General features: G+C 77.1%; 11 protein-coding genes and 3 pseudogenes. 7 read left to right on the forward strand and 7 right to left on the reverse strand.

Translation table 11 applies throughout. The annotated features are described in order from the left end of the window. Positions 1–3: 3 nt before the first annotated feature. Together F1641_RS14085 and F1641_RS14090 are read left to right on the forward strand one after the other, a co-directional pair. Positions 4–2,070 carry a M3 family metallopeptidase gene (locus F1641_RS14085; RefSeq protein ID WP_194906593.1) on the forward strand — a complete coding sequence of 689 codons (2,067 nt, stop codon included), beginning with the start codon at positions 4–6 and terminating at the stop codon, positions 2,068–2,070. A gap of 12 nt (positions 2,071–2,082) precedes the next feature. Next, positions 2,083–2,385 (forward strand): hypothetical protein, encoded by a 303-nt coding sequence (locus F1641_RS14090; RefSeq protein WP_194906594.1) that lies wholly within the window; start codon positions 2,083–2,085, stop codon positions 2,383–2,385. Positions 2,386–2,388: 3 nt separating this feature from the next. Here the strand turns inward: F1641_RS14090 and hrpA are convergent, their stop codons facing one another. Then, positions 2,389–6,609 carry an ATP-dependent RNA helicase HrpA gene (gene hrpA, locus F1641_RS14095; protein ID WP_194906596.1) on the reverse strand — a complete coding sequence of 1,407 codons (4,221 nt, stop codon included), beginning with the start codon at positions 6,607–6,609 and terminating at the stop codon, positions 2,389–2,391. Between the two features lie 40 nt (positions 6,610–6,649). Next, a complete protein-coding gene (locus tag F1641_RS23345; RefSeq protein WP_194906597.1) occupies positions 6,650–7,786 on the reverse strand; it encodes a PP2C family protein-serine/threonine phosphatase in 1,137 nt (378 codons plus the stop codon). 44 nt (positions 7,787–7,830) lie between these two features. Here F1641_RS23345 and F1641_RS14105 point away from each other — a divergent pair, with 44 nt between their 5' ends. Further along, the gene (locus F1641_RS14105) at positions 7,831–7,983 is read left to right on the forward strand and encodes a hypothetical protein (protein WP_194906599.1); all 153 of its coding nucleotides are present in this window, start codon (positions 7,831–7,833) and stop codon (positions 7,981–7,983) included. A 14-nt stretch (positions 7,984–7,997) separates the two neighbouring features. On the opposite strand, the gene F1641_RS14110 is transcribed toward F1641_RS14105, so the two are convergent. Both F1641_RS14110 and F1641_RS14115 read right to left on the reverse strand, forming a co-directional pair. After that, positions 7,998–8,480, reverse strand: a complete 483-nt coding sequence (locus F1641_RS14110) for a VOC family protein (RefSeq protein WP_194906601.1) — start codon at positions 8,478–8,480, stop codon at positions 7,998–8,000. 65 nt (positions 8,481–8,545) lie between these two features. Continuing rightward, positions 8,546–10,741, reverse strand: a complete 2,196-nt coding sequence (locus F1641_RS14115; protein ID WP_194906603.1) for a DUF222 domain-containing protein — start codon at positions 10,739–10,741, stop codon at positions 8,546–8,548. A 230-nt stretch (positions 10,742–10,971) separates the two neighbouring features. On the opposite strand from F1641_RS14115, the pseudogene F1641_RS23915 reads away from it, so the two are divergent. Next, positions 10,972–11,649 (forward strand): annotated as a pseudogene (locus tag F1641_RS23915) (Sir2 family NAD-dependent protein deacetylase); the annotation flags it as partial. 92 nt (positions 11,650–11,741) lie between these two features. Here F1641_RS23915 and F1641_RS14125 read toward each other — a convergent pair. Together F1641_RS14125 and F1641_RS14130 are read right to left on the reverse strand one after the other, a co-directional pair. Next, positions 11,742–13,439, reverse strand: a complete 1,698-nt coding sequence (locus F1641_RS14125) for an acyl-CoA dehydrogenase (protein WP_206691193.1) — start codon at positions 13,437–13,439, stop codon at positions 11,742–11,744. Positions 13,440–13,832: 393 nt separating this feature from the next. Beyond that, positions 13,833–14,543: a TetR/AcrR family transcriptional regulator gene (locus tag F1641_RS14130; RefSeq protein ID WP_194906605.1), complete on the reverse strand. Its 711-nt coding sequence runs from the start codon at positions 14,541–14,543 to the stop codon at positions 13,833–13,835. 79 nt (positions 14,544–14,622) lie between these two features. On the opposite strand from F1641_RS14130, the pseudogene F1641_RS20445 reads away from it, so the two are divergent. From F1641_RS20445 to F1641_RS21735, 3 genes and pseudogenes are all read left to right on the forward strand, one after another. After that, positions 14,623–15,943 (forward strand): annotated as a pseudogene (locus F1641_RS20445) (acetyl-CoA C-acetyltransferase). Next, positions 15,943–17,361, forward strand: a complete 1,419-nt coding sequence (locus F1641_RS14140; RefSeq protein WP_194906607.1) for a 3-oxoacyl-ACP reductase — start codon at positions 15,943–15,945, stop codon at positions 17,359–17,361. The pseudogene F1641_RS20445 and the gene F1641_RS14140 overlap by 1 nt, the downstream one beginning before the upstream one ends. Before the next feature lie 275 nt (positions 17,362–17,636). After that, positions 17,637–18,170 (forward strand): annotated as a pseudogene (locus F1641_RS21735) (MaoC/PaaZ C-terminal domain-containing protein); the annotation flags it as partial. Positions 18,171–18,306: 136 nt separating this feature from the next. Here the strand turns inward: F1641_RS21735 and F1641_RS14145 are convergent. Beyond that, positions 18,307–18,522 (reverse strand): DUF2945 domain-containing protein, encoded by a 216-nt coding sequence (locus F1641_RS14145; RefSeq protein ID WP_194906609.1) that lies wholly within the window; start codon positions 18,520–18,522, stop codon positions 18,307–18,309. Positions 18,523–18,545 lie beyond the last annotated feature (23 nt).

The following is an 18,545-nucleotide window of genomic DNA, read 5'->3' on the forward strand; positions in this document are numbered from 1 at the left end:
GGGGTGCTGGACCCCACCAACCCCCTGGCCGCACCGAGCACCCTCCCGCACGGCCTGCCGCCGTTCGACAGGCTGCGCACCGAGCACCTCCTCCCCGCGCTGCGCGAGGGCATGGCGCAGCAGCGCGCCGAGGTCGAGGCCGTCGCCGCCGAGACCGCGCCCGCCGCGTTCGCGAACACCGTCGAGGCGCTGGAGCGCTCCGGTGAGCTGCTCGCGCGGGCCTCCAACACCTTCCACGCGCTGGTCTCCTCCAGCTCCACCCCCGAGCTGCGCGCGGTGGAGGCCGAGGTCGCCCCGGAGCTGAGCGCCCACTGGGACGCGGTCCTGCTCGACCCCCGGCTGCACGCCCGTCTGGCAGCGGTGGGCGAGGAGCCCCTCGACGCCGAGCAGCGCGCCGTCCTCGACCGCTGGCGCCGCGACCTGGAGCGCGCCGGCGCCGCCCTGGACGACGCCGCGAAGGAGCGGCTGCGCGAGATCAACGGCGAGCTGAGCCGCCTGACCACCGAGTTCGGCACGCAGCTGCTCGCCGAGGCCAACCGGCTCGCGGTGCACGTCACCGACGAGGCCGAGCTGGCCGGCCTGGGCGCGGGCGAGCGCGCCAGCGCCGCCGCGGCCGCCGCCTCGCGCGGCCTGGAGGGCTGGGTGCTGCCGCTCTCGCTGCCGGTCGACCAGCCCGTCATCGCCTCCCTCGACGACCGCGGCCTGCGCGAACGGGTCTTCCGCGCGTCGGTCTCCCGGGGCCTGGCCGGTGAGCACGACGTGCGCCCCCTGGTCAGCGCCATCACCGCGCTGCGCGCCGAGCGCGCCGGTCTGCTGGGCGCCGCCCACCACGCCGAGCACGTCATCGCCGACGCGACGGCCCCGAGCGTCGAGGCCGTCGAGCAGCTGCTGCGCTCGGTGGTGCCGGCCGCCACGAGCAACGCCCGCGGCGAGGCCCTCGAGCTGGCCGCCGAGCTGGAGGCCTCCGGGCAGGCCGCCGCCGCCGACTTCGCCCCCTGGGACTGGACCTGGGCCGCAGCCCGGGTGCGCGCCCGCCGCTTCGACCTCGACCCGGCCGAGCTCAAGCCGTACTTCGAGCTCGACGCCGTGGTCCGCGGCGTCTTCGCGGCGGCCACCGGCCTGTACGGCCTGACCTTCACCGAGCGGCCCGAGCTGCCGACGTACCACCCGGGCGTGCGCACCTGGGAGGTCTTCGACGAGGGCGGCGCCTCCGTCGGCCTGTTCCTCGGGGACTTCTTCGCCCGCGAGTCCAAGCGCGGTGGCGCGTGGATGAGCAACTTCGTCGACCAGAGCGCGCTGCCGGGCCGCCCGGCCGCGCGGCCGGTGGTCTACAACGTGCTCAACATCCCCGAGCCCGCGGCGGGCGACCCGGCGCTGCTCACCCCCGACGAGGTGACGACGGCGTTCCACGAGTTCGGGCACGCGCTGCACGGCCTGCTGTCCGACGTGCGCCACCCGCGCCTGTCGGGCACGAGCGTCCCGCGCGACTTCGTGGAGTACCCCAGCCAGGTCAACGAGGTCTGGGCGTGGGACGCCGGCGTGCTGGCGGGGTACGCCCGCCACTGGTCCACGGGGGAGCCCCTGCCCGCCGCGCAGGTCGAGCGCCTGCTCGCGGCGCAGTCCCACGGCCAGGGCTTCGCCACCACCGAGATCGTCGCGGCGATGCTGCTCGACCAGGCCTGGCACCAGCTGGCCCCGGGGGAGTCGGTGTCCGCCGAGGACGTCGAGGCCTTCGAGGCCCGTGCGCTGGACGACGCCGGCATCCCCGCCGACGTCCTCGCCCTCGTGCCGCCGCGGTACCGCACCACGTGCTTCAACCACGTCTTCTCGGGCGGGTACTCGGCCGGCTACTACTCCTACCTGTGGAGCGAGGTGCTCGACGCCGACACCGTGGAGTGGTTCGCCGAGAACGGCGGGCTGCGCCGCGAGAACGGCGCCGCCTTCGCCCGCGAGGTGCTCTCGCGCGGCGGCACCGTCGACCTCGCCGAGGCCTACCGCGCCTTCCGGGGCCGCGACCCGCGCGTGGAGCCGCTGCTCCAGCGCCGCGGGCTCGCGGCCACCGGCTCCTGAGGGGCGGGCGCCGTGCCGCGGGTGCCGGGGGAGAACGACGGGCTCGGCCGGCTCGCCGCCGTGGTGGGCGTCGTCTCGCTCGTCATCGGCGTGGTGGTGCCCCTGTTCGCCCTCGGGGGCGTGGCGGGCCTGTGGCTGTCGCTGCGCGCCCGGCAGCGGGTGCTCGACGGCGACGCCTCGAACGGGCGCGCGGTGCTGCTGGGCCTGGTGACCTCCTCGCTCGCGGCCGCCTGGTTCCTGCTGCTGCTCGTGGTGGGCGTGCTGCGCGAGGCGGGCGTCGTGGTCCCCGGGTTCGGGTTCCTGACCTCCTCGTGACGATCAGCGCAGGGCGCTGATCGCCGCGGCCACGCGCTTCTCGCTCACCGGGCCGCTGGCCCCGACGGTCTGCGCGAAGAGGCTGACCCGCAGCTCCTGCAGCATCCAGCGCACCGCCCGCACCTCGCGGGCGGTGCGGCGGGCCGAGGGCAGCGCCGCGACGGCGCGCTCCAGGTCGGCTTCGAGCCGCTGGACGACGCCGGTGCGGTCCCGGTCGCGCTGCACGGCCTGGGGGCTGGACAGCACCTCGAGCCGGCGCAGCAGCGCCTGCAGGTAGCGCTGCAGGTCGGGCAGGCGCTCGAGCCCGGTGCGGGCGACGAAGCCCGCGGGCACGAGCACGCCGAGCTGGGCGCGGACGTCGGCCAGGGACGCGACCAGCGGCAGCGACGCCGGGGTCCGGTCGAGGGCGTGCTCGACGTCGCGGGCCGACTTCAGCACCCGCTGCACCAGGCCGAGGACGGTCTTCGTGGTGGCCAGCACGTCGGGTCGCACGGCGCGCAGGACGGCGTCGAAGGCGGCGGCGTCGCGCACGCCCAGCCCGCCGCCGGGCGCCCGGGTGAGCACGAGGTGGTCGACGGCGGCGTCGGCGCAGTCGGCGAGCAGCGCGTCGACGCTGCCGTGCGGCGAGCGCGCCAGCGCCAGCTTCCCCGGGGTCCCGAGGCCGTCGAGCAGCGCCTTGGTGGGGTTGGCCACCACCGTGCGCGCCAGGCGCGCCACGCCCGCCGGGTGGGCCGCGGCGGCCTCCGGCTCGGTGGCCAGCACCCTCACCGCGACCGCCCTCGCAGCGCCCTCCACGACCAGGCTCGGGAAGCCCACCACGGGCCGCCCGTCCGGCGCGGCGGTCTCCACCTGCTCCGCCAGCACCAGACCGGCCGGCCACGACGTCAGCGCCTCGTGCTCCAGCTGCTGCCCCGACGCCTTCGCGCCCGCCGTCACGGCCTGCACGACGGCGGCGCGCTGGGCGCCGGCGGTCCTCTCGCGCAGCGCGGCGAGGTCCTTGCCGGTGGCCACGACGCGCCCGTCGGCGTCCTCCAGCGCGTAGGTCGGGAGGAGGTGGGGGGCGGTCTCCGCGAGCTTGCGCGAGTCCCAGGCGTCCGGCGGCACGACCACGCCGCGGCGCGCGCGCAGCACCTCGGCGACGGCGTCGACCAGGCGCACCCCGGCGGGCGGGACCTCCGGCAGGGCCGCCGCCACCTCGCGGGCGGTGTCGGGCACCGGCACCAGCTGCACCCGCAGCGGCTTCGGCAGCCCCCGCAGCAGCGCCGTCACCAGCTCGGTGCGCCACGCGGGCACGCCCCAGTCCAGACCCGTCTCGGGCACCTGGGCCAGCACCGCCAGCGGCACGTGCACCGTCACGCCGTCGTCGCTGGCGCGGGGGTCGAACCGGTAGCTCAGCGACAGGTCGAAGGCTCCCGAGCTCCACGACGTCGGCGCCTCGCCGACCTCCGCCTCACCCGTCGTCAGGTCGGCGACGGTGAGGGTCAGCAGGTCCGGGCGGGTGCGGCGCTCTCGGCGCCACCAGGACTCGAACGCGCGGGCGCTCGTGGCGTCGGCGGGCAGGCGCGCGTCGTAGAAGGCGACCAGCGCCTCGTCGTCGACCCGCAGGTCGCGGCGGCGGGTGCGGGCCTGCAGCTCCTCGACCTGCTCCGCCGTGCGCGCGTTCGCGTCCACGAACGCCACCGCTGCGCCGCCGGCCCTCCCGGCGTCCCACTCGCCGCCGACGAGGGCGTGGCGGATGAACAGGTCGCGGGCGGCCTCCGGGTCGAGCCGCGCGAGCTGCACGGTCCGCCCGGCCACCAGCGGCAGGCCGTAGAGGGTGACGCGCTCGGTGGCGACGGCGGAGCCGCGCTGCTTGCTCCACCGCGGCTCGGAGTGGCTGCGGACCACCAGGTGCGCCGCGAGGCGCTCCACCTGCTCGGGCTCGACCCTCGCCACCACGCGGGCCCACAGCCGGGAGGTCTCCACCAGCTCGGCGGCCACCACCCACGACGGCGAGCGCTTGGCCAGCACCGACCCGGGCGCGATGGCGAACCGGGTGCCGCGGGTGCCCAGGTACTCGGCAGGGCCCCTGCGCCTCCTGTCCCTGTCGCGCGCGCCCTTCTCCTCGGCGCGCTCGTCCTTCGTGCCCACCTGGGTGAGCAGCCCCGCCAGCAGCGCGGTGTGCACCTGCTCGCGGACGGCGTCGAGCTCCTCGCCGGTGCGCACGCGCGCGGCCTCGGCGCCCGAAGGGGCCTGGACGCCGAGCTGGCGCAGCACGCGGCGCAGCTGGGCGTGCACGTCCTGCCACTCGCGGATCCGCAGGTGGTGGAGGAACTCCGCCTTGCACATCCTGCGGAACGAGGACGAGGACCTCTCCGCGGCCTGCTCGGTGAGGTAGGCCCAGAGGTTCAGCGTGGAGGCGAAGTCGGAGTGCTCGTCGGCGAAGCGCCGGTGGCTCTCGCGGGCGGCGTCGGCGTTCTCCAGGGGGCGCTCGCGCACGTCCTGGACGGACAGCGAGGCGACCAGCACCAGCAGCTCGGGGACCACGCCCTCGACGTCGGCCTGCAGCAGCATCCGCGCGAAGCGCGGGTCGGCGGGCACCTGCGCGAGCCGCCGGCCGATCTCGGTGAGCCTCGGGCTGGCGCCGGCGGGGGCGGCGGCCGGGTCGTCGATGGCGCTGAGCTCGTGCAGGAGGGCCAGGCCGTCGCGCACCTGGCGGCGGTCGGGGGCGTCGAGGAAGGGGAAGTCCTCCACGGCACCGAGACCGAGGGAGGCCATCTGCAGGATGACGCTGGCCAGCGACGTGCGCTGCACCTCGGGCTGGGTGAACCGGGGGCGGGCCTCGAGGTCGCGCTCGCTGTAGAGGCGGATGGCGACGCCGTCGGCCACGCGCCCGCAGCGGCCGGAGCGCTGGGCGGCGCTGGCCTGGCTGACCGGCTCGATGGGGAGTCGCTGCACCTTGGTGCGCGCCGAGTACCGGGAGATGCGGGCCGTGCCGGTGTCGACGACGTACCGGATGCCCGGCACCGTCAGCGACGTCTCCGCCACGTTGGTGGCCAGCACGATCCGCCGCGACGTGCCCGCCCCCGGGGCGGAGAACACGCGGTGCTGGTCGGCGGCCGACAGGCGGCCGAACAGCGGCAGCACCTCGGTGGCGCCCGCGCCGCCCGACCCGGCGGCCCGCAGGCCGGGGATCTCGCGGCGCTCGATGGCGGCGGTCAGGGCGTCGGCGGTGTCGCGGATGTCGCGCTCGCCGGAGAGGAACACGAGCACGTCGCCGTCGCCCAGCGCGGTGAGCTCGGCGACGGCGTCGATGACGCCCTCGGTCTGGTCGCGGTCCTGGGAGTGGTCGACGCCCTCGTCGTCGGGGTCGCCCTCGAGCTCGTCGTCGTCCTCGCCCCCCTCGCCCCCCTCGCCCCCCAGCGCTGCCTCGTCGAGGCTGAGCGGCCGGTAGCGGACCTCGACCGGGAAGGTGCGCCCGGAGACCTCCACCACCGGGACCTCGCCGACGGCGCTGGCGAAGTGGTCCGCGAAGCGCTGCGGGTCGATGGTCGCCGAGGTGATGACGACCTTGAGGTCGGGACGGCGCGGCAGCAGCCGGTGCAGGTACCCCAGGAGGAAGTCGATCGTCAGCGACCGCTCGTGGGCCTCGTCGATGATGATCGTGTCGTAGGCGAGAAGCTCGGGGTCGCGCTGCACCTCGGCCAGCAGGATGCCGTCGGTCATGAGCTTGACCAGGCTCTCCGGGCCCACCTCGTCGGTGAAGCGCACCGCGTAGCCCACGGTCCCGCCGACCTGCGTGCCCAGCTCCTCGGCGACGCGCTCGGCCACCGCGCGGGCGGCGATGCGGCGGGGCTGGGTGTGCCCGATGAGGCCCCGCACGCCGCGGCCCAGCTCGAGGCAGATCTTCGGCAGCTGCGTCGTCTTGCCCGAGCCGGTCTCGCCCGCCACGACCACCACCTGGTGGTCGCGGATGGCGGCGGCGATGTCGTCGCGGCGGTCGCTGACCGGCAGGTCGGGGTAGCTGATGGGCTGGGTGCTCGCGGCGCCCGCCCGCGCCGCCAGGCGCGCCTGCGCCGCGACGAGCTGCTCGGCCACCTCGGCGAGCTGCGCGGCGCGCCGCGGACCCTTCGCGCGCTCGGCGCCGGCCAGGCGGCGTCGCAGCCGCGCCTCGTCGCGCAGCGTGGTGGCCACCAGACCGCTGCGCAGCACCTCGGGGTCGGGTCCGGCGGTCGTCGTCGTCATCTCGCCGTCCAGAGTAGGCGCTGCGCGACGGGCGGTGACCTCAGCGGCGGGCGCGGGCGGCGAGGACGGCGACGTCGTCGTCGTGCCGGCCCTCCAGCACGGCGGGGATGACGGTGTCGAGCATCTGGTCGAGGCCCTGGTGGGCCTCCCGCTCGATCGCCGCGCAGAGCAGGCGCGTCCCGGTGTCGAGGTCGGTGTCCCGCCGCTCCACCAGTCCGTCGGTGTGCAGGACCAGCGTGGCCCCCAGGGGGAGCTCGGCGGTGTGGTCCGCGCGCGGCACCCCGGGCAGCGCCCCGAGCAGCAGGTCGGCCGGCGCCTCCAGCGGGGTCGCTCTGACACCCGAGCCACCCGAGCCACCCGAGCCACCCGGCAGCAGCAGGACCGGCGGCGGGTGGCCGGCGCTCGACCACGTGATGCACAGCGGGGCGCCGTCGACCTCGGGGCGGGTCACGCGGACGACGACGGCGGTCGCCAGCGCGTCGATGCCGAGGCGCTCCAAGGCGGTCTCGGTGCGGGTCAGCACCTGCGAGGGCTGCTGGCCCCCCTCGACGGCGTAGGCGCGCAGCACCGCGCGGATCTGCCCCATCGCGGCCGCCGCTGCGATGTCGTGGCCGGTGACGTCGCCGATGACGAGCGTGGTGGACCCGTCGCGGTCGACCAGCGCGTCGTACCAGTCGCCCCCCACCTGGTCGCCCTGGCTGGCGGGGACGTACCGGCTGGCGAGCTCCAGCTGCTCGGGGTCGGGCAGGTGGGTGAGCATCGCCGCCTGCAGCGTGCGCGCCGCCTGGCGGCGGTCCTGCAGCTGCGCCAGGTGCGACTGCCGCACCCCGGCGACGGCCGCGGCCACGCTCGTGGCGACCGCCACCACCGAGGCGCTCGCGATGGTGGTGAGCATCGGCGTCCCGTCGACCACGCACATCAGCGCGGCCAGGGCCGCCGCCAGCAGCCCGACCACCACCACGTGCCTGCGGGCCCCGCCGATGGCCGTCAGCGTGGGGGCCAGCGCCAGGGTGCCGGAGATGTTCGCCGCCGCCGGGTCTCCTGACAGGACGGCGAGCACCAGGTCGAGCAGGGCCAGGCCCGCGCTGGCCGCGAGCCCCAGCCACAGCCACCTCTGCGTCGGACGCAGTTGGTGCTCGCCCGCCGGTGGGCGGGGCGGCGACGTGGGGGCGCTCACCCGCCCAGGGTGCCGCACGCAGCTGGTGGGGGTAGGCAGGAGCCATGAGCGAAGAGAGCACCCCCAGCGCGAGCGGCCACGAGCAGGGCGTCGGCAAGACCGGCGGGCTGCCCGGGGCCAACGCCGACCCGCAGGCGTCGCAGACCCCCGAGCGCGAGCTGCAGGAGGTCCAGGCCGGCGAGGTCGCGCCCGAGTAGCCCTCCCGGCCCGCTCAGCCCGCGGCGGCGACGTCGCGCTCCAGCCGGGCGATGTCGATGCGCTGCATCGTCATCATCGACCGCATGGCGGCCCGGGCCCTGACGGGGTCCGGGTCGGCCATGAGCTCGGTCAGCCGCACCGGGACGATCTGCCACGAGAAGCCCCACGGGTCCTTCAGCCAGCTGCAGTCGCTCTCCGTGCCGCCGCCCTCCAGGAGCCCGTACCAGTAGTGGTCGACCTCGGCCTGGTCGGCGCACATGACCTGGATGCTCGTCGCCTCGTTGGGCGTGAACTGCGGGCCGCCGTTCAGGCCCAGGAAGCGCCGGCCGTCGAGGGTGAACTCGACGGTGAGCACCCCGCCCTCCGGGGTGCTGGGGTTGTCGGCCGGCGAGGGCACCACGGCGTCGATGCTGCTGTTCGGGAACAGGGACGTGTAGCGCTGCGCCGCCTCCTCGGCGCGGCCGTCGAACCACAGGCAGGTCACCATCTCGGGCATCGCTGGTCCTCTCCTCAGGTGCGTCCGTCCTCTGGTGGACGGCGCGGCTCCCGGGAACTCATCGGTCAGAAGCAGGGCTCGTCGGGGAAGGCGCTCGGAGCCGGCACCGCGCCGCTCGTCCCCGTGAGCTCGACGAGGCCCACCCCGGGCCCGAGCACCCGCACCGGGGCCTGGAGGCGCGCGAACCGGCCCACCGGCTCGGCAGGACGTCGGGGCCGGACCGCGTGGCGGCGCCCCAGGGGCGTCACCCAGTGCGCCGAGCCCTGGTCGCACCGCCAGTGCTGGAAGCGCCGCTGCCACGGCGCCGGAGCCGCTGCGGTGGCCGAGCGCCACCGCACCCGGTCGGTGCCGTGCTTGAGGCCGTGCCAGCGCCGGCTCTTGGGGTCGAGGTTGCAGGCGCACGTCGGCCCGCCGGCCCCGTGGGCGACGACGTGGTCGAGGTCGGCCCGCGACGCCCGCCGCGTGCTCCCCGGGCCCGTGCACCGGCCCCAGGCGCGGCGCACCAGGCGGGCCAGGGCCGCTGGTGGGTCGTGGGCGCCGCCACCGGCCCGCGTCACGGGGCAGTCGGCGGGGTCGACGGGGGAGCAGTTGCCGTCGGCGCAGGGGTCGTCGCCGTGCGCGAGGGCCTGATCGACGAGCTGCTCGACCTCGGCGTCGGACAGCTCGGGTCCGAGGACGTCGTCGGCGGCGGGAGTCGGTGGCAGCTGCTGCACGGGCAGCCCGCGGAAGCGGCCCCCGGGCGGCGGCCCCGTGCCCGGAGGGGGACCGGGGGCCCCGCCCCCACCGCCGTCGGGGTCGCTGCCTCGCAGCCAGGACGCGGGGTAGGTGTGGCCGTCGACGGTGACGAGGTCGCCCGTGTACGGGTCGGTCAGCACGCGGCGCAGGCGGCAGGAGCCCCAGGCCAGGGCCTGCTCGACGAGCCACCCCGGCACCCAGCCGCAGCCCTCCAGCAGCCCGGGGTCGTCGGTCGCGCCCACGAGTCCGGGCAGCGTGACCAGCAGCTCCAGCGGAGCGACGGGCCGTGCCGCCCCCGGGGCCGCCGGCCGCGCGGTGAGGGCGTGGGAGGTGAGGGCGTCGAAGCGGTGGGCGTCGAGGCCCCGCGCGTCGGTGTCGGGACCGTCCGGGTCGGCCCAGGGGTCCCCGCCGTCGGCGGGGGTGCGTCCCTCCGCGGTGGCGGCGCGGGCCTCGGCGAGGTTCGCGCGGGCGACGGCGTCGAGGTGGGAGTCCACCGCGGCGACCGCGGGGGTGGGCCCGGTGACCTCCAGGCGCGAGAGGCCGTCGCGCAGCACCCGCACCCGCACCCCGCGGGCGGCGACACCCGCCCGCGACCGCTTGCGGACCGCCGCGGCGTCGAGCCGGGCCAGCAGGCGGTCGGCCTCGGTGCGCAGCTCGGCGGTGTTCAGGCCGACGCCCGAGCCGCCCTCGCCGAACAGCTCGACATCGACGCGGAGGGCCACGGCCTCGTCGGCCCAGACCGTGCGCTCGGCGACGACGAGGGCCTTGGACAGGTCGACCTCCCCGGCGTCCAGCCGGGCCATCGTGTGCGGGGCCCACGCCACCAGGCGCCGGGCGTACCGCAGCCGGCGGGTGGCGTTGTGGTCGGTCCAGGCGAGCGCGGGCGCCACCTCGGCCACGAGGGCGTCGAGGTCACCCAGCTCGGGGGCGTCGAGGGACCCCTCGGAGCCCGGGGCGGCCAGTGCCGGTGCGTACAGCGGTGCCAGTGCGCCCAGGGCACGCACCTGGGCGCCTTGAGCCGCACCGATGACGGCCTGGCGGGCGCGCAGCAGCTCGACGTGGGCGTCGGCCTCGCGCTGGGCGGCGAGCTCGGCGCGCGCCTCCTCCACCCGGGCGCGGGTGGCCTCGTCGGCGCCGGCCATCCAGCGCGAGAAGGCGCTCACGGCGTCGGAGCGGCGCTGGCGCTCGCGGCGCTCGGCCTCGGCGGCGGCCTCCTCGGCGCGGGCACGGGCGGCTGCCTCGGTGGTGAGGCGGGCCCAGTGGGCGGAGGCTGCCTCGCGCACGAAGGGGTCGGCCGCGGCGCCGGTGCCTGCGGCGACCTGCTCGGCGCACCAGGCCCACCACGCGGCGTCGCGCTCGGCCGCGTCACCGGGGTCGGGGCGGTCAGGGCGGTCGGGGGCGGGCTCCAGCCACGGCTCGGAGCCGACGGCGTCGAGCCGCCCGTAGGCCAGCTCGAGGTCGGCGCGCGCCCTGCCCGCCGGGCCGGGCAGGGCCGGCGACGCCGGGGCTCCCACCGGTGCGCTCATGCAGTGATCATATCCGACAGGTGTTCGAACAAGCAAGTCGCGTGAGGCCTCTGAGCAGCGGCGATGCGACCCTGGAGGGCGACCCGCCGCCACCCTGCACCACGCCACTGACAGCGCTGCCCGACCGATCGGCCTACCGTTCCCGGGTGCAGCCCCCGGCCGACCTCCTCCGCCTGCTCCGGGAGGCCCGCGAGAGCGGCCGCGGCGTGCTCGCCCTCACCGGCGCCGGGATGTCGACGGCGTCGGGCATCCCCGACTACCGCGGGCCCACCGGCGCGCAGCGCACCAACAAGCCCATGACGTACGGGGAGTTCCTGCACGACCCGGAGGGGCGGCGCCGGTACTGGGCGCGCTCGTACGTCGGGTGGTGGCAGATCGCGACGGCGCAGCCCAACCCCGCGCACACCGCGCTCGCGGCGCTGCAGCAGCTCGGGGCGGTCGGGCCGGTGCTGACCCAGAACGTCGACGGCCTGCACCAGGCGGCCGGCAGCGACCGGGTGCTGGAGCTCCACGGGACGCTGGCGCGCGTCGTCTGCCTCGACTGCGGCTCGGTGCTGCCGCGCACCCAGCTCGACCGGCGCCTGCGGGCGGCCAACCCCGGCTTCGCCGAGCAGTCGCAGGCTCGCGCCGACCAGCTCAGGGTCAACCCCGACGGCGACGTCGACCTGCCGGAGGAGCTGGTCGAGGGCTTCGTCGTCGTCCCCTGCCCGGTCTGCGAGACGGGGGTGCTCAAGCCCGACGTCGTCTACTTCGGCGAGCCGGTGCCCAAGGAGCGCGTCACCCGCGCCTTCGAGCTGCTGGAGGCGGCGCCCGCGCTGGTCGTGCTCGGCAGCTCGCTGACGGTCATGAGCGGGTACCGCTTCGTGCGGGCGGCGGTGCGCGCCGGACAGCCGGTCGCCGTCGTCACCGACGGGGTCACGCGCGCGGACGGGGACGGCGTCCTCAAGGTCGCCGCCCCGTCCAGGAGCTCCTGCCGGAGCTGGTCAGCCAGCTCGCGTGATCAGCGGGCGATGCTGGCCCCGAGCCACCCCTCGGGCAGCGCGAACGCGTCGACGACCCGGCCCGCGTGCGGCCGCAGCTGCGCGCACAGCGCGTTGACCGCCGACGTCAGCTCGCGCGAGCGCGCCGGGGTGATCAGGCCGCGCTCGAGGTACCAGGCTCGGTCGGCCTCCAGCTGCGCGAGCACGTGGAGGTCGAGCACCCGGCCCAGGAGCGCCCGGGCCCTCTCGGAACCCTCGCCGTCGGCCCGCTCGATCGCGGCCGCCGCCGTGGAGGCGACGTGCGCGTCGAGGTGCGCCTTGGCGGCGAGCACGAGGTGGTCCTGCACCTCGTTGACGACCGTGAACGCGTCGGCGCCCGCGGCGGAGCGCTTGCGCATCCGGGCCACCAGCGACTCCAGCACCCGGCGCTCGCGGTGCGCCAGCAGCCGCAGCTGCCAGTCGCGGTCGAGCGGGCCGGCGTCCTCGGTGCGGCGCAGGTCGGCGAGCGTCTCACCGACGAAGCCGGCGAGCGCGCGCGCCGGGGTCCGGCCGGCGTAGGCGTCGACCAGCGACGTCGTGACCGCGCGGGCGGCCCCGAGCTTGCCGGCCTGCTTGAGGGTGTCGCGGTAGGTGGCGAGCAGGTGCTTGCCCAGCAGCTGCGCGAGCACGGTGTTGTCGCCCTCGAAGGTGGTGAAGACGTCGGTGTCGCCCTTGAGCTGGGCGATCCGGTTCTCCGAGAGGAACCCGGCGCCGCCGCAGGCCTCGCGGGCCTCCTGCAGCGCCTCGGTGGCGTGCCAGGTGAGCAGCGCCTTCATCCCGGCGGCCTTGGCCTCGAGCGCCTTCTGCGGGCCGGGGGAGGGGGCGGCGCCCAGCAGCACCGGGTTGGTGACGCGGTGCAGCTCGGCGACCAGCTCGTCCTGCGCCAGCGACAGCACCGCCGAGCGCGCCAGCAGCGGCAGCAGCCGGCGCTGGTGGGTGCGGTAGTCCAGGAGGGTGACCTCCTCGCCGCCCCCGCCCGGCCGCGGGAACTGCCTGCGGCTCTCGGCGTAGCGGACGGCGATGGCCAGGCCCGTCTTCGACGCCGCCAGCGCCGCCCCGCCGATGCACACGCGGCCCTTCACGAGGGCGCCCAGGGTGGTGAAGAAGCGGGCGTTGTCGCTGGCGATGGACGAGCTGTAGGTGCCGTCCTCGGCCACCTGGCCGTACCTGTCGAGCAGGTTCTCACGGGGCACGCGCACCTGGTCGAACACGATCCGGCCGTTGTCGACCCCGTTCAGCCCCATCTTGCGGCCGCAGTCGCTCAGGGTGACGCCGGGCAGGGCGTTCCCCGCCTCGTCGCGGACCGGCACCAGGACGGCGTGGACGCCGTGGCGCTCGCCCTTCGTGATGAGCTGGGCGTACACGACGGCCATCCGCGCGTCCTGCGCGGCGTTGCCGATGTAGTCCTTGCGCGCGTCCGGGCCGGGGGTGTGGACGACGATCTCGCCGGTCGCCTCGTCGTAGGTGGCGGTGGTGGCGAGGTTGGCGACGTCGGAGCCGTGGCCCGTCTCCGTCATCGCGAAGCAGCCGAGCAGGTCGGTCTCGACGGCGTCGCGCAGGTAGCGCTCGTGGTGCTTCGCGGTGCCGAGCGCCTGGATGGAGCCGGCGAACAGGCCCCACTGCACGCCCGCCTTGATGGTGAGCGAGAGGTCGGCGTGGCCGAGCATCTCGAAGTTCACCGTCTGCGCGCCCCACGCTGTCGCCGCCGAGCCCGCTGGTGGCCGACGCCGCGAAGCCGTAGCGGTGCTCGCCGGTCGGCACGACCTCCTTGAGGCGCTCCAGCGTCACCGCGCGGTGCTCCGCGGTCGAGAGGTGGTCGGTGGGCTCGCACCAGGACGCGGGGACGGTGGCGCGGGCGCGCTCGCGGACGTGGGGCCCAGCGGCCGTCGAGCACCCGCTGGACGGCGGCGGGGTCGGCCGCGAGGTCGCTGGCGGAGCGTCCGCCAGGTCCGCCAGGGCGGCCATGGTGTCGGCGTCCTGGTCGAGGCGGCTCGGGGCGGAGCCCCCGGCCTCGGCGACGCCGGCCGCGACCTCGGCGGCCTCGGTGCTGGCGGCCGTGCTGGCGGTGGTGCTCATGGCCTCTCCTCGTGGTCGTGGGACTCGTCGTGGCTCAGTGGTGCTCGTGACAGGCCGCCCCAGGCGAGGGCGGTGAGCTGGGAGGCCAGCTCGTCGGCGGTGGCGCAGCCGGAGGGGTCGGCCGCGCGCTGGCGCATCCAGTGGTCGGTGGCCGCACGGATCATGCCCACCAGCCCGTGCGCCCAGGCGGGGGCCGCCGAGGCGTCGATGCCGGCCGCGGTGAGGCGCCGGGTGATCTCCGCGGCCAGCTCGGCGCTCACGGCGCTGGAGAGCCCGGCCAGGGGGTCGGCGCTGCCCCCCGAGCCGCCCCCCGAGCTGCCAGCGCCGCCCGAGCCGGGGGGCCGGTGGGTGACGAACCAGTAGACGTCCGGGTCGTCGGCGACCAGGCGGAGGTAGGTGGAGACGAGCGCGCGGAGCGCGGCGCGGGGGTGCTCCTGGGCCGCGGCGGCGGTGACGAGGTCGGCCAGGATGCGCCGGCTCACGCGCTCGGCGACGGCGAGGTAGAGCTGCTCCTTGTCGGCGAAGTGCCGGTACAGCGCGGTCTTGCTGGTGCCGGCCTCGGCGGCGATCTCGTCGACGCCGACGCCCGGGCCGTGCCGGGTGATGGCCCGCAGGGCCGCCTGCACCAGCTCCTCGCGGCGGGCGGTGCGGTGCGCCTCCCAGCGGGTGCTGCGCCCGTCGAGGGCGGGCGCTGACGTCATCGGCATCCACCGACAGTAACCCGGCACCCGGGGTACCCGCTACTTCCGGTACCGGAAAGATGCCGTGGCCGGTTAGCCTGGGCCGGTGGCTCCCGCACCCCCCTCGTCAGCCCACCTCCGCAGCGCCGTCGTCGTCGCCGCCGACCGCACCCCGTTCTCCCGCACGGGCCGCGCCTACGCCCGCGCGAGCAGCCAGGACCTGCTGACCGCCGCCCTCGACGGGCTGGCGGCGCGCACGGGGCTCGCGGGCGAGCGGCTCGGCACCGTCGTCGCCGGCGCCGTGCTGCGCCACAGCCGCGACCTCAACCTCACCCGCGAGCCGTGCTCTCCAGCGCCCTCGCCCCCACCACGCCCACCACCGACCTGGCGATGGCGTGCGCCACCGGCCTCGAGGCCGCCGTCATCGTCAGCAACGCCATCCGGGTGGGCCAGGTGGAGGCCGGGATCGCCGGCGGCGCCGACAGCGCCAGCGACGCCCCGCTCGCCGTCGGCGACGACCTGCGCCGCACCGCGCTCGCCGTCCGCGGCGCCCGGTCCGTCCCCGCCCGGGCGAAGGCGCTGGCGCGGCTGCGCCCGAGCGCGCTGCGGGTCGAGGCCCCCCGCAACGCCGAGCCGCGCACCGGCCTGTCGATGGGCGACCACGCCGCCCTGACCGCTGCCGCCTGGGCGTCTCCCGCGAGGCCCAGGACGCGCTCGCCGCGCGCAGCCACCACGCGCTCGCCCGCGCCTGGGACGACGGCTTCTTCGACGACCTCGTCACCAGCTGCCTCGGCCTGCGCCGTGACGACGTGCTCCGCCCGTCCACCTCGGTGGAGGCGCTGGCGGGGCTCGGGCCGGTCTTCGGCGACACCATGACCGCCGGCAACTCCACGCCCCTCACCGACGGCGCCGCCGTGGTGCTGCTCGCCAGCGAGGAGTGGGCCGCCGAGCGCTCGCTGCGGCCGCTGGCGCGGGTGGTCGACGCCGAGTCGGCCGCCGTCGACTTCGTCACCGGCACCGACGGGCTGCTCACCGCCCCCGTCTACGCCATGCCCCGGCTGCTGGACCGGACCGGGTGGACGCTGCAGGACGCCGACGTCCTCGAGGTCCACGAGGCGTTCGCCTCCACCGTGCTGGCCACCCTGGCCGCGTGGGAGTCCGAGGAGTTCTGCCGCGAGCGGCTCGGGCGGCCGGCCCTGGGCGCCGTCGACCGCTCCCGCCTCAACCCGGTGGGCTCCTCCCTGGCCACCGGCCACCCCTTCGCCGCCACGGGCGGCCGGGTGCTCGCCACCGCCGCCAAGCAGCTGCACCTCCTGGCCCAGCAGCGCGAGCAGGAGCACGGACCCGGGGCCCCGAAGCCCCGCGCGCTCCTGTCGGTGTGCGCCGCCGGCGGGCAGGGCGTCGTCATGGCGCTCGAGGCCCTGTGATGACCTCGGCGACGAGCGGGACGCGCGACCTATACGCGGAGGCGGTCCGCACCGGACCGGGAGCCGCGCTGGCGAAGCGGCTCGGGCTGCCGCGACCGGCCGTGCTGCGCCGCCACGCGGACGGCCAGCCGCTGCTCGCCGGCCCCGTCCTGGTGCTCACCACCGGCAGCGAGCCGTCCGTCTTCAGCACCCGCGAGGCCGGGGGCGCGCTCGCGTCCGTGCTGCGAGGCGCCGGTGCGGACACCGCCCCCGTGGACTCCCTCGAGGCCGGCGGGAGGCTGGGCGCCGTCGTCGTCGACGCCACGGGCGCGGCGCGCACCGGCGACCTCGCCGCGCTCGGCCTCGCCCTCGGCCCGGCGGTGCGCCGCCTGGGGCCCAGCGCGCGCGTCGTCGTCGTCGGTCCGGCCCCGGCCGCCGCGGGCGACCCGGAGGCCGCCGCCGTGGCCCAGGGGCTCGAGGGGGTCGTGAGGACCGTCGGCAAGGAGCTGCGCGCCGGGGCCACCGCCAACCTCCTGCGCCTCGCCCCCGGCGCCGGGGCCGCCGAGGTCGCCGGACCCCTGCTCTTCCTCGTCTCGGCGCGCTCGGCGTTCGTCGACGGCCAGGTGGTCGAGGTCGCGGCCGCCGAGGGCCTCTCGGGGGGCGCGACCGCACCGGCGGGCCCGCCCCTGGAGGGAGCCGTCGCCGTCGTCACCGGCGCCGCCCGCGGCATCGGGCGCGCCACCGCGCAGGTGCTCGCCCGCCAGGGGGCGCGGGTGGTCGCCGTCGACGTGCCGGCCGCCAGCGGTGACCTGGCCGCCACCGCCAACGCCGTCCGCGGGCACGCCCTCGCCCTCGACGTCACCGCTCCCGACGCCCCGCGGCGCCTGGTGGAGCACCTGCGCGAGCGCCTGGGCGACCTGCGCGGACCGGGGGACCGGCGGCTCGTCGTCGTCCACAACGCCGGCATCACCCGCGACCGGCTGCTGGTCAACCTCGACGCCGCCCGGTGGGACGCCGTGCTCGGCGTCAACCTCGCGGCGCCGCTGCGGCTGACGGCCGCGCTGCTGGACGCCGGGCTCCTGGGCGAGGGGGCGCGCGTCGTCGGCGTCTCCTCGACGTCCGGCCTCGCCGGCAACCGCGGGCAGGCCAACTACGCCGCGTCCAAGGCCGGGGTCGCCGGCTGGGTGCGCGCCCTCGACCCGCAGCTGGCGGCCGCGGGCGCCACCGCCAACGCCGTCGCGCCGGGGTTCGTCGAGACGGAGATGACGGCGAGGATCCCGCCGCTGCTGCGCCAGCTCGGACGGCGCACCGCGAGCCTGCAGCAGGGCGGCCGGCCGGTCGACGTCGCCGAGACCGTCGCGTGGCTCGCCGAGCCCGCCAGCGCCGGCGTGCGCGGCCAGGTGGTCAGGGTCTGCGGCCAGGCGCTGGTGGGCGCGTGAGCGCGCCGCGACGGTCGACGGGGGGGCCGGCGGGGGGACTGGTCCCGGTCTACGCCCGGGCCGTGCTCTCGGCCCGGCGCAAGGGCGCGGCGCTGCGCGCGGCGGACGGCCGCGGCGAGCCGGTGGTCGTCCCGTCGGAGGCGGTCGTGCTGCCGGGGGTCGCCGTCGACGCCCAGCGCGCCACCGCCCTCGCCCGCGTCACGGGCGTGCCGCTGCGGCCGGTGCTCCCCGCCCTCGGGCCGCACCTGCTGGCGTTCACCGCGCAGCTGCGGCTCATGGGCGCCGACGCCTTCCCGTTCCCGCTGCCGGGGCTCGTGCACGTCACCCAGCACGTCCGCCAGCACCGACCGCTGGGCGTGGGGGAGCGCGCGGAGGTCCGCACCCGCGCCCGGGGCCCGCTGGCGCACGCGAAGGGGACCCTGGTCGAGCTCGTCTCGCAGGTGCTCGTCGGTGACGAGGTCGCGTGGGAGGGGACGAGCGGGTACCTCGCCCGGGGGGTGGGCGGCGCCGCCGGCTCCGGTGCCCCCGACCCGCTGGACCCGCTGGACCTGCCGGAGCCGCCCGGGCGCACCGCCGCGCGGTGGCGCGTGCCCGCGGACGCCGGCCGGGCCTACGCCGCGGTGAGCGGCGACGCCAACCCGATCCACCTGTCGCGGCTCGCCGCACTGGCGCTGGGGTTCCGCGGCGCGATCACCCACGGGATGTGGACGCTGGCCAGGGCGGTGGGCCAGGTGGAGCCGCAGGTCGCCGCTGCCGGCGACGGCGCCGTCGAGGTGCGGGCCCGCTGGGGCTCGCCCCTGCTCCTGGGCTCGCGCGCGGACCTCTGCGTCGAGCCCCTCGCAGCGGGCCCGGGCGCGGGGTGGGCGCTCGCGGTGCGCTCGGGGAGCGGGTCCACCTCACGGCCGCGGTGGCCCCGCTCCCTCGGGCCTGAGGCCCCCGGCCGTCTCAGGCCTCGTCGAGCGACTCCGGCTTGTGGACGGCCTCCTTGCCGGTCTTGTCGCTCTTCACCAGGTACTGCGGGTCGTCGTCGCTGGCGCGCACCTGGCGGCCACCGGCCTTCGTGTCCTCGGTGATCTTCTTCTCGACGGTCCCCTCGACGGTGTTGCCGTGGGAGGACCACTCCACGTCGTCGCCCTTGCGGAAGGTCTGCTCGTCAGCCATGGCGATCACCTGCCCCGTGATCG

Source organism: Quadrisphaera sp. INWT6, assembly GCF_015390235.1.
Lineage (GTDB): Bacteria > Actinomycetota > Actinomycetes > Actinomycetales > Quadrisphaeraceae > Quadrisphaera.

Coding starts and splice junctions, on each gene's coding strand:
- hrpA (WP_194906596.1), bottom strand. CDS start 6,609: ATGACGACGACGACCGCCGGACCCGACCCCGAGGTGCTGCGCAGCGGT.
- F1641_RS14105 (WP_194906599.1), top strand. CDS start 7,831: ATGAGCGAAGAGAGCACCCCCAGCGCGAGCGGCCACGAGCAGGGCGTC.
- F1641_RS14110 (WP_194906601.1), bottom strand. CDS start 8,480: ATGCCCGAGATGGTGACCTGCCTGTGGTTCGACGGCCGCGCCGAGGAG.
- F1641_RS14115 (WP_194906603.1), bottom strand. CDS start 10,741: ATGAGCGCACCGGTGGGAGCCCCGGCGTCGCCGGCCCTGCCCGGCCCG.
- F1641_RS14130 (WP_194906605.1), bottom strand. CDS start 14,543: ATGCCGATGACGTCAGCGCCCGCCCTCGACGGGCGCAGCACCCGCTGG.
- F1641_RS14140 (WP_194906607.1), top strand. CDS start 15,943: ATGACCTCGGCGACGAGCGGGACGCGCGACCTATACGCGGAGGCGGTC.
- F1641_RS14145 (WP_194906609.1), bottom strand. CDS start 18,522: ATGGCTGACGAGCAGACCTTCCGCAAGGGCGACGACGTGGAGTGGTCC.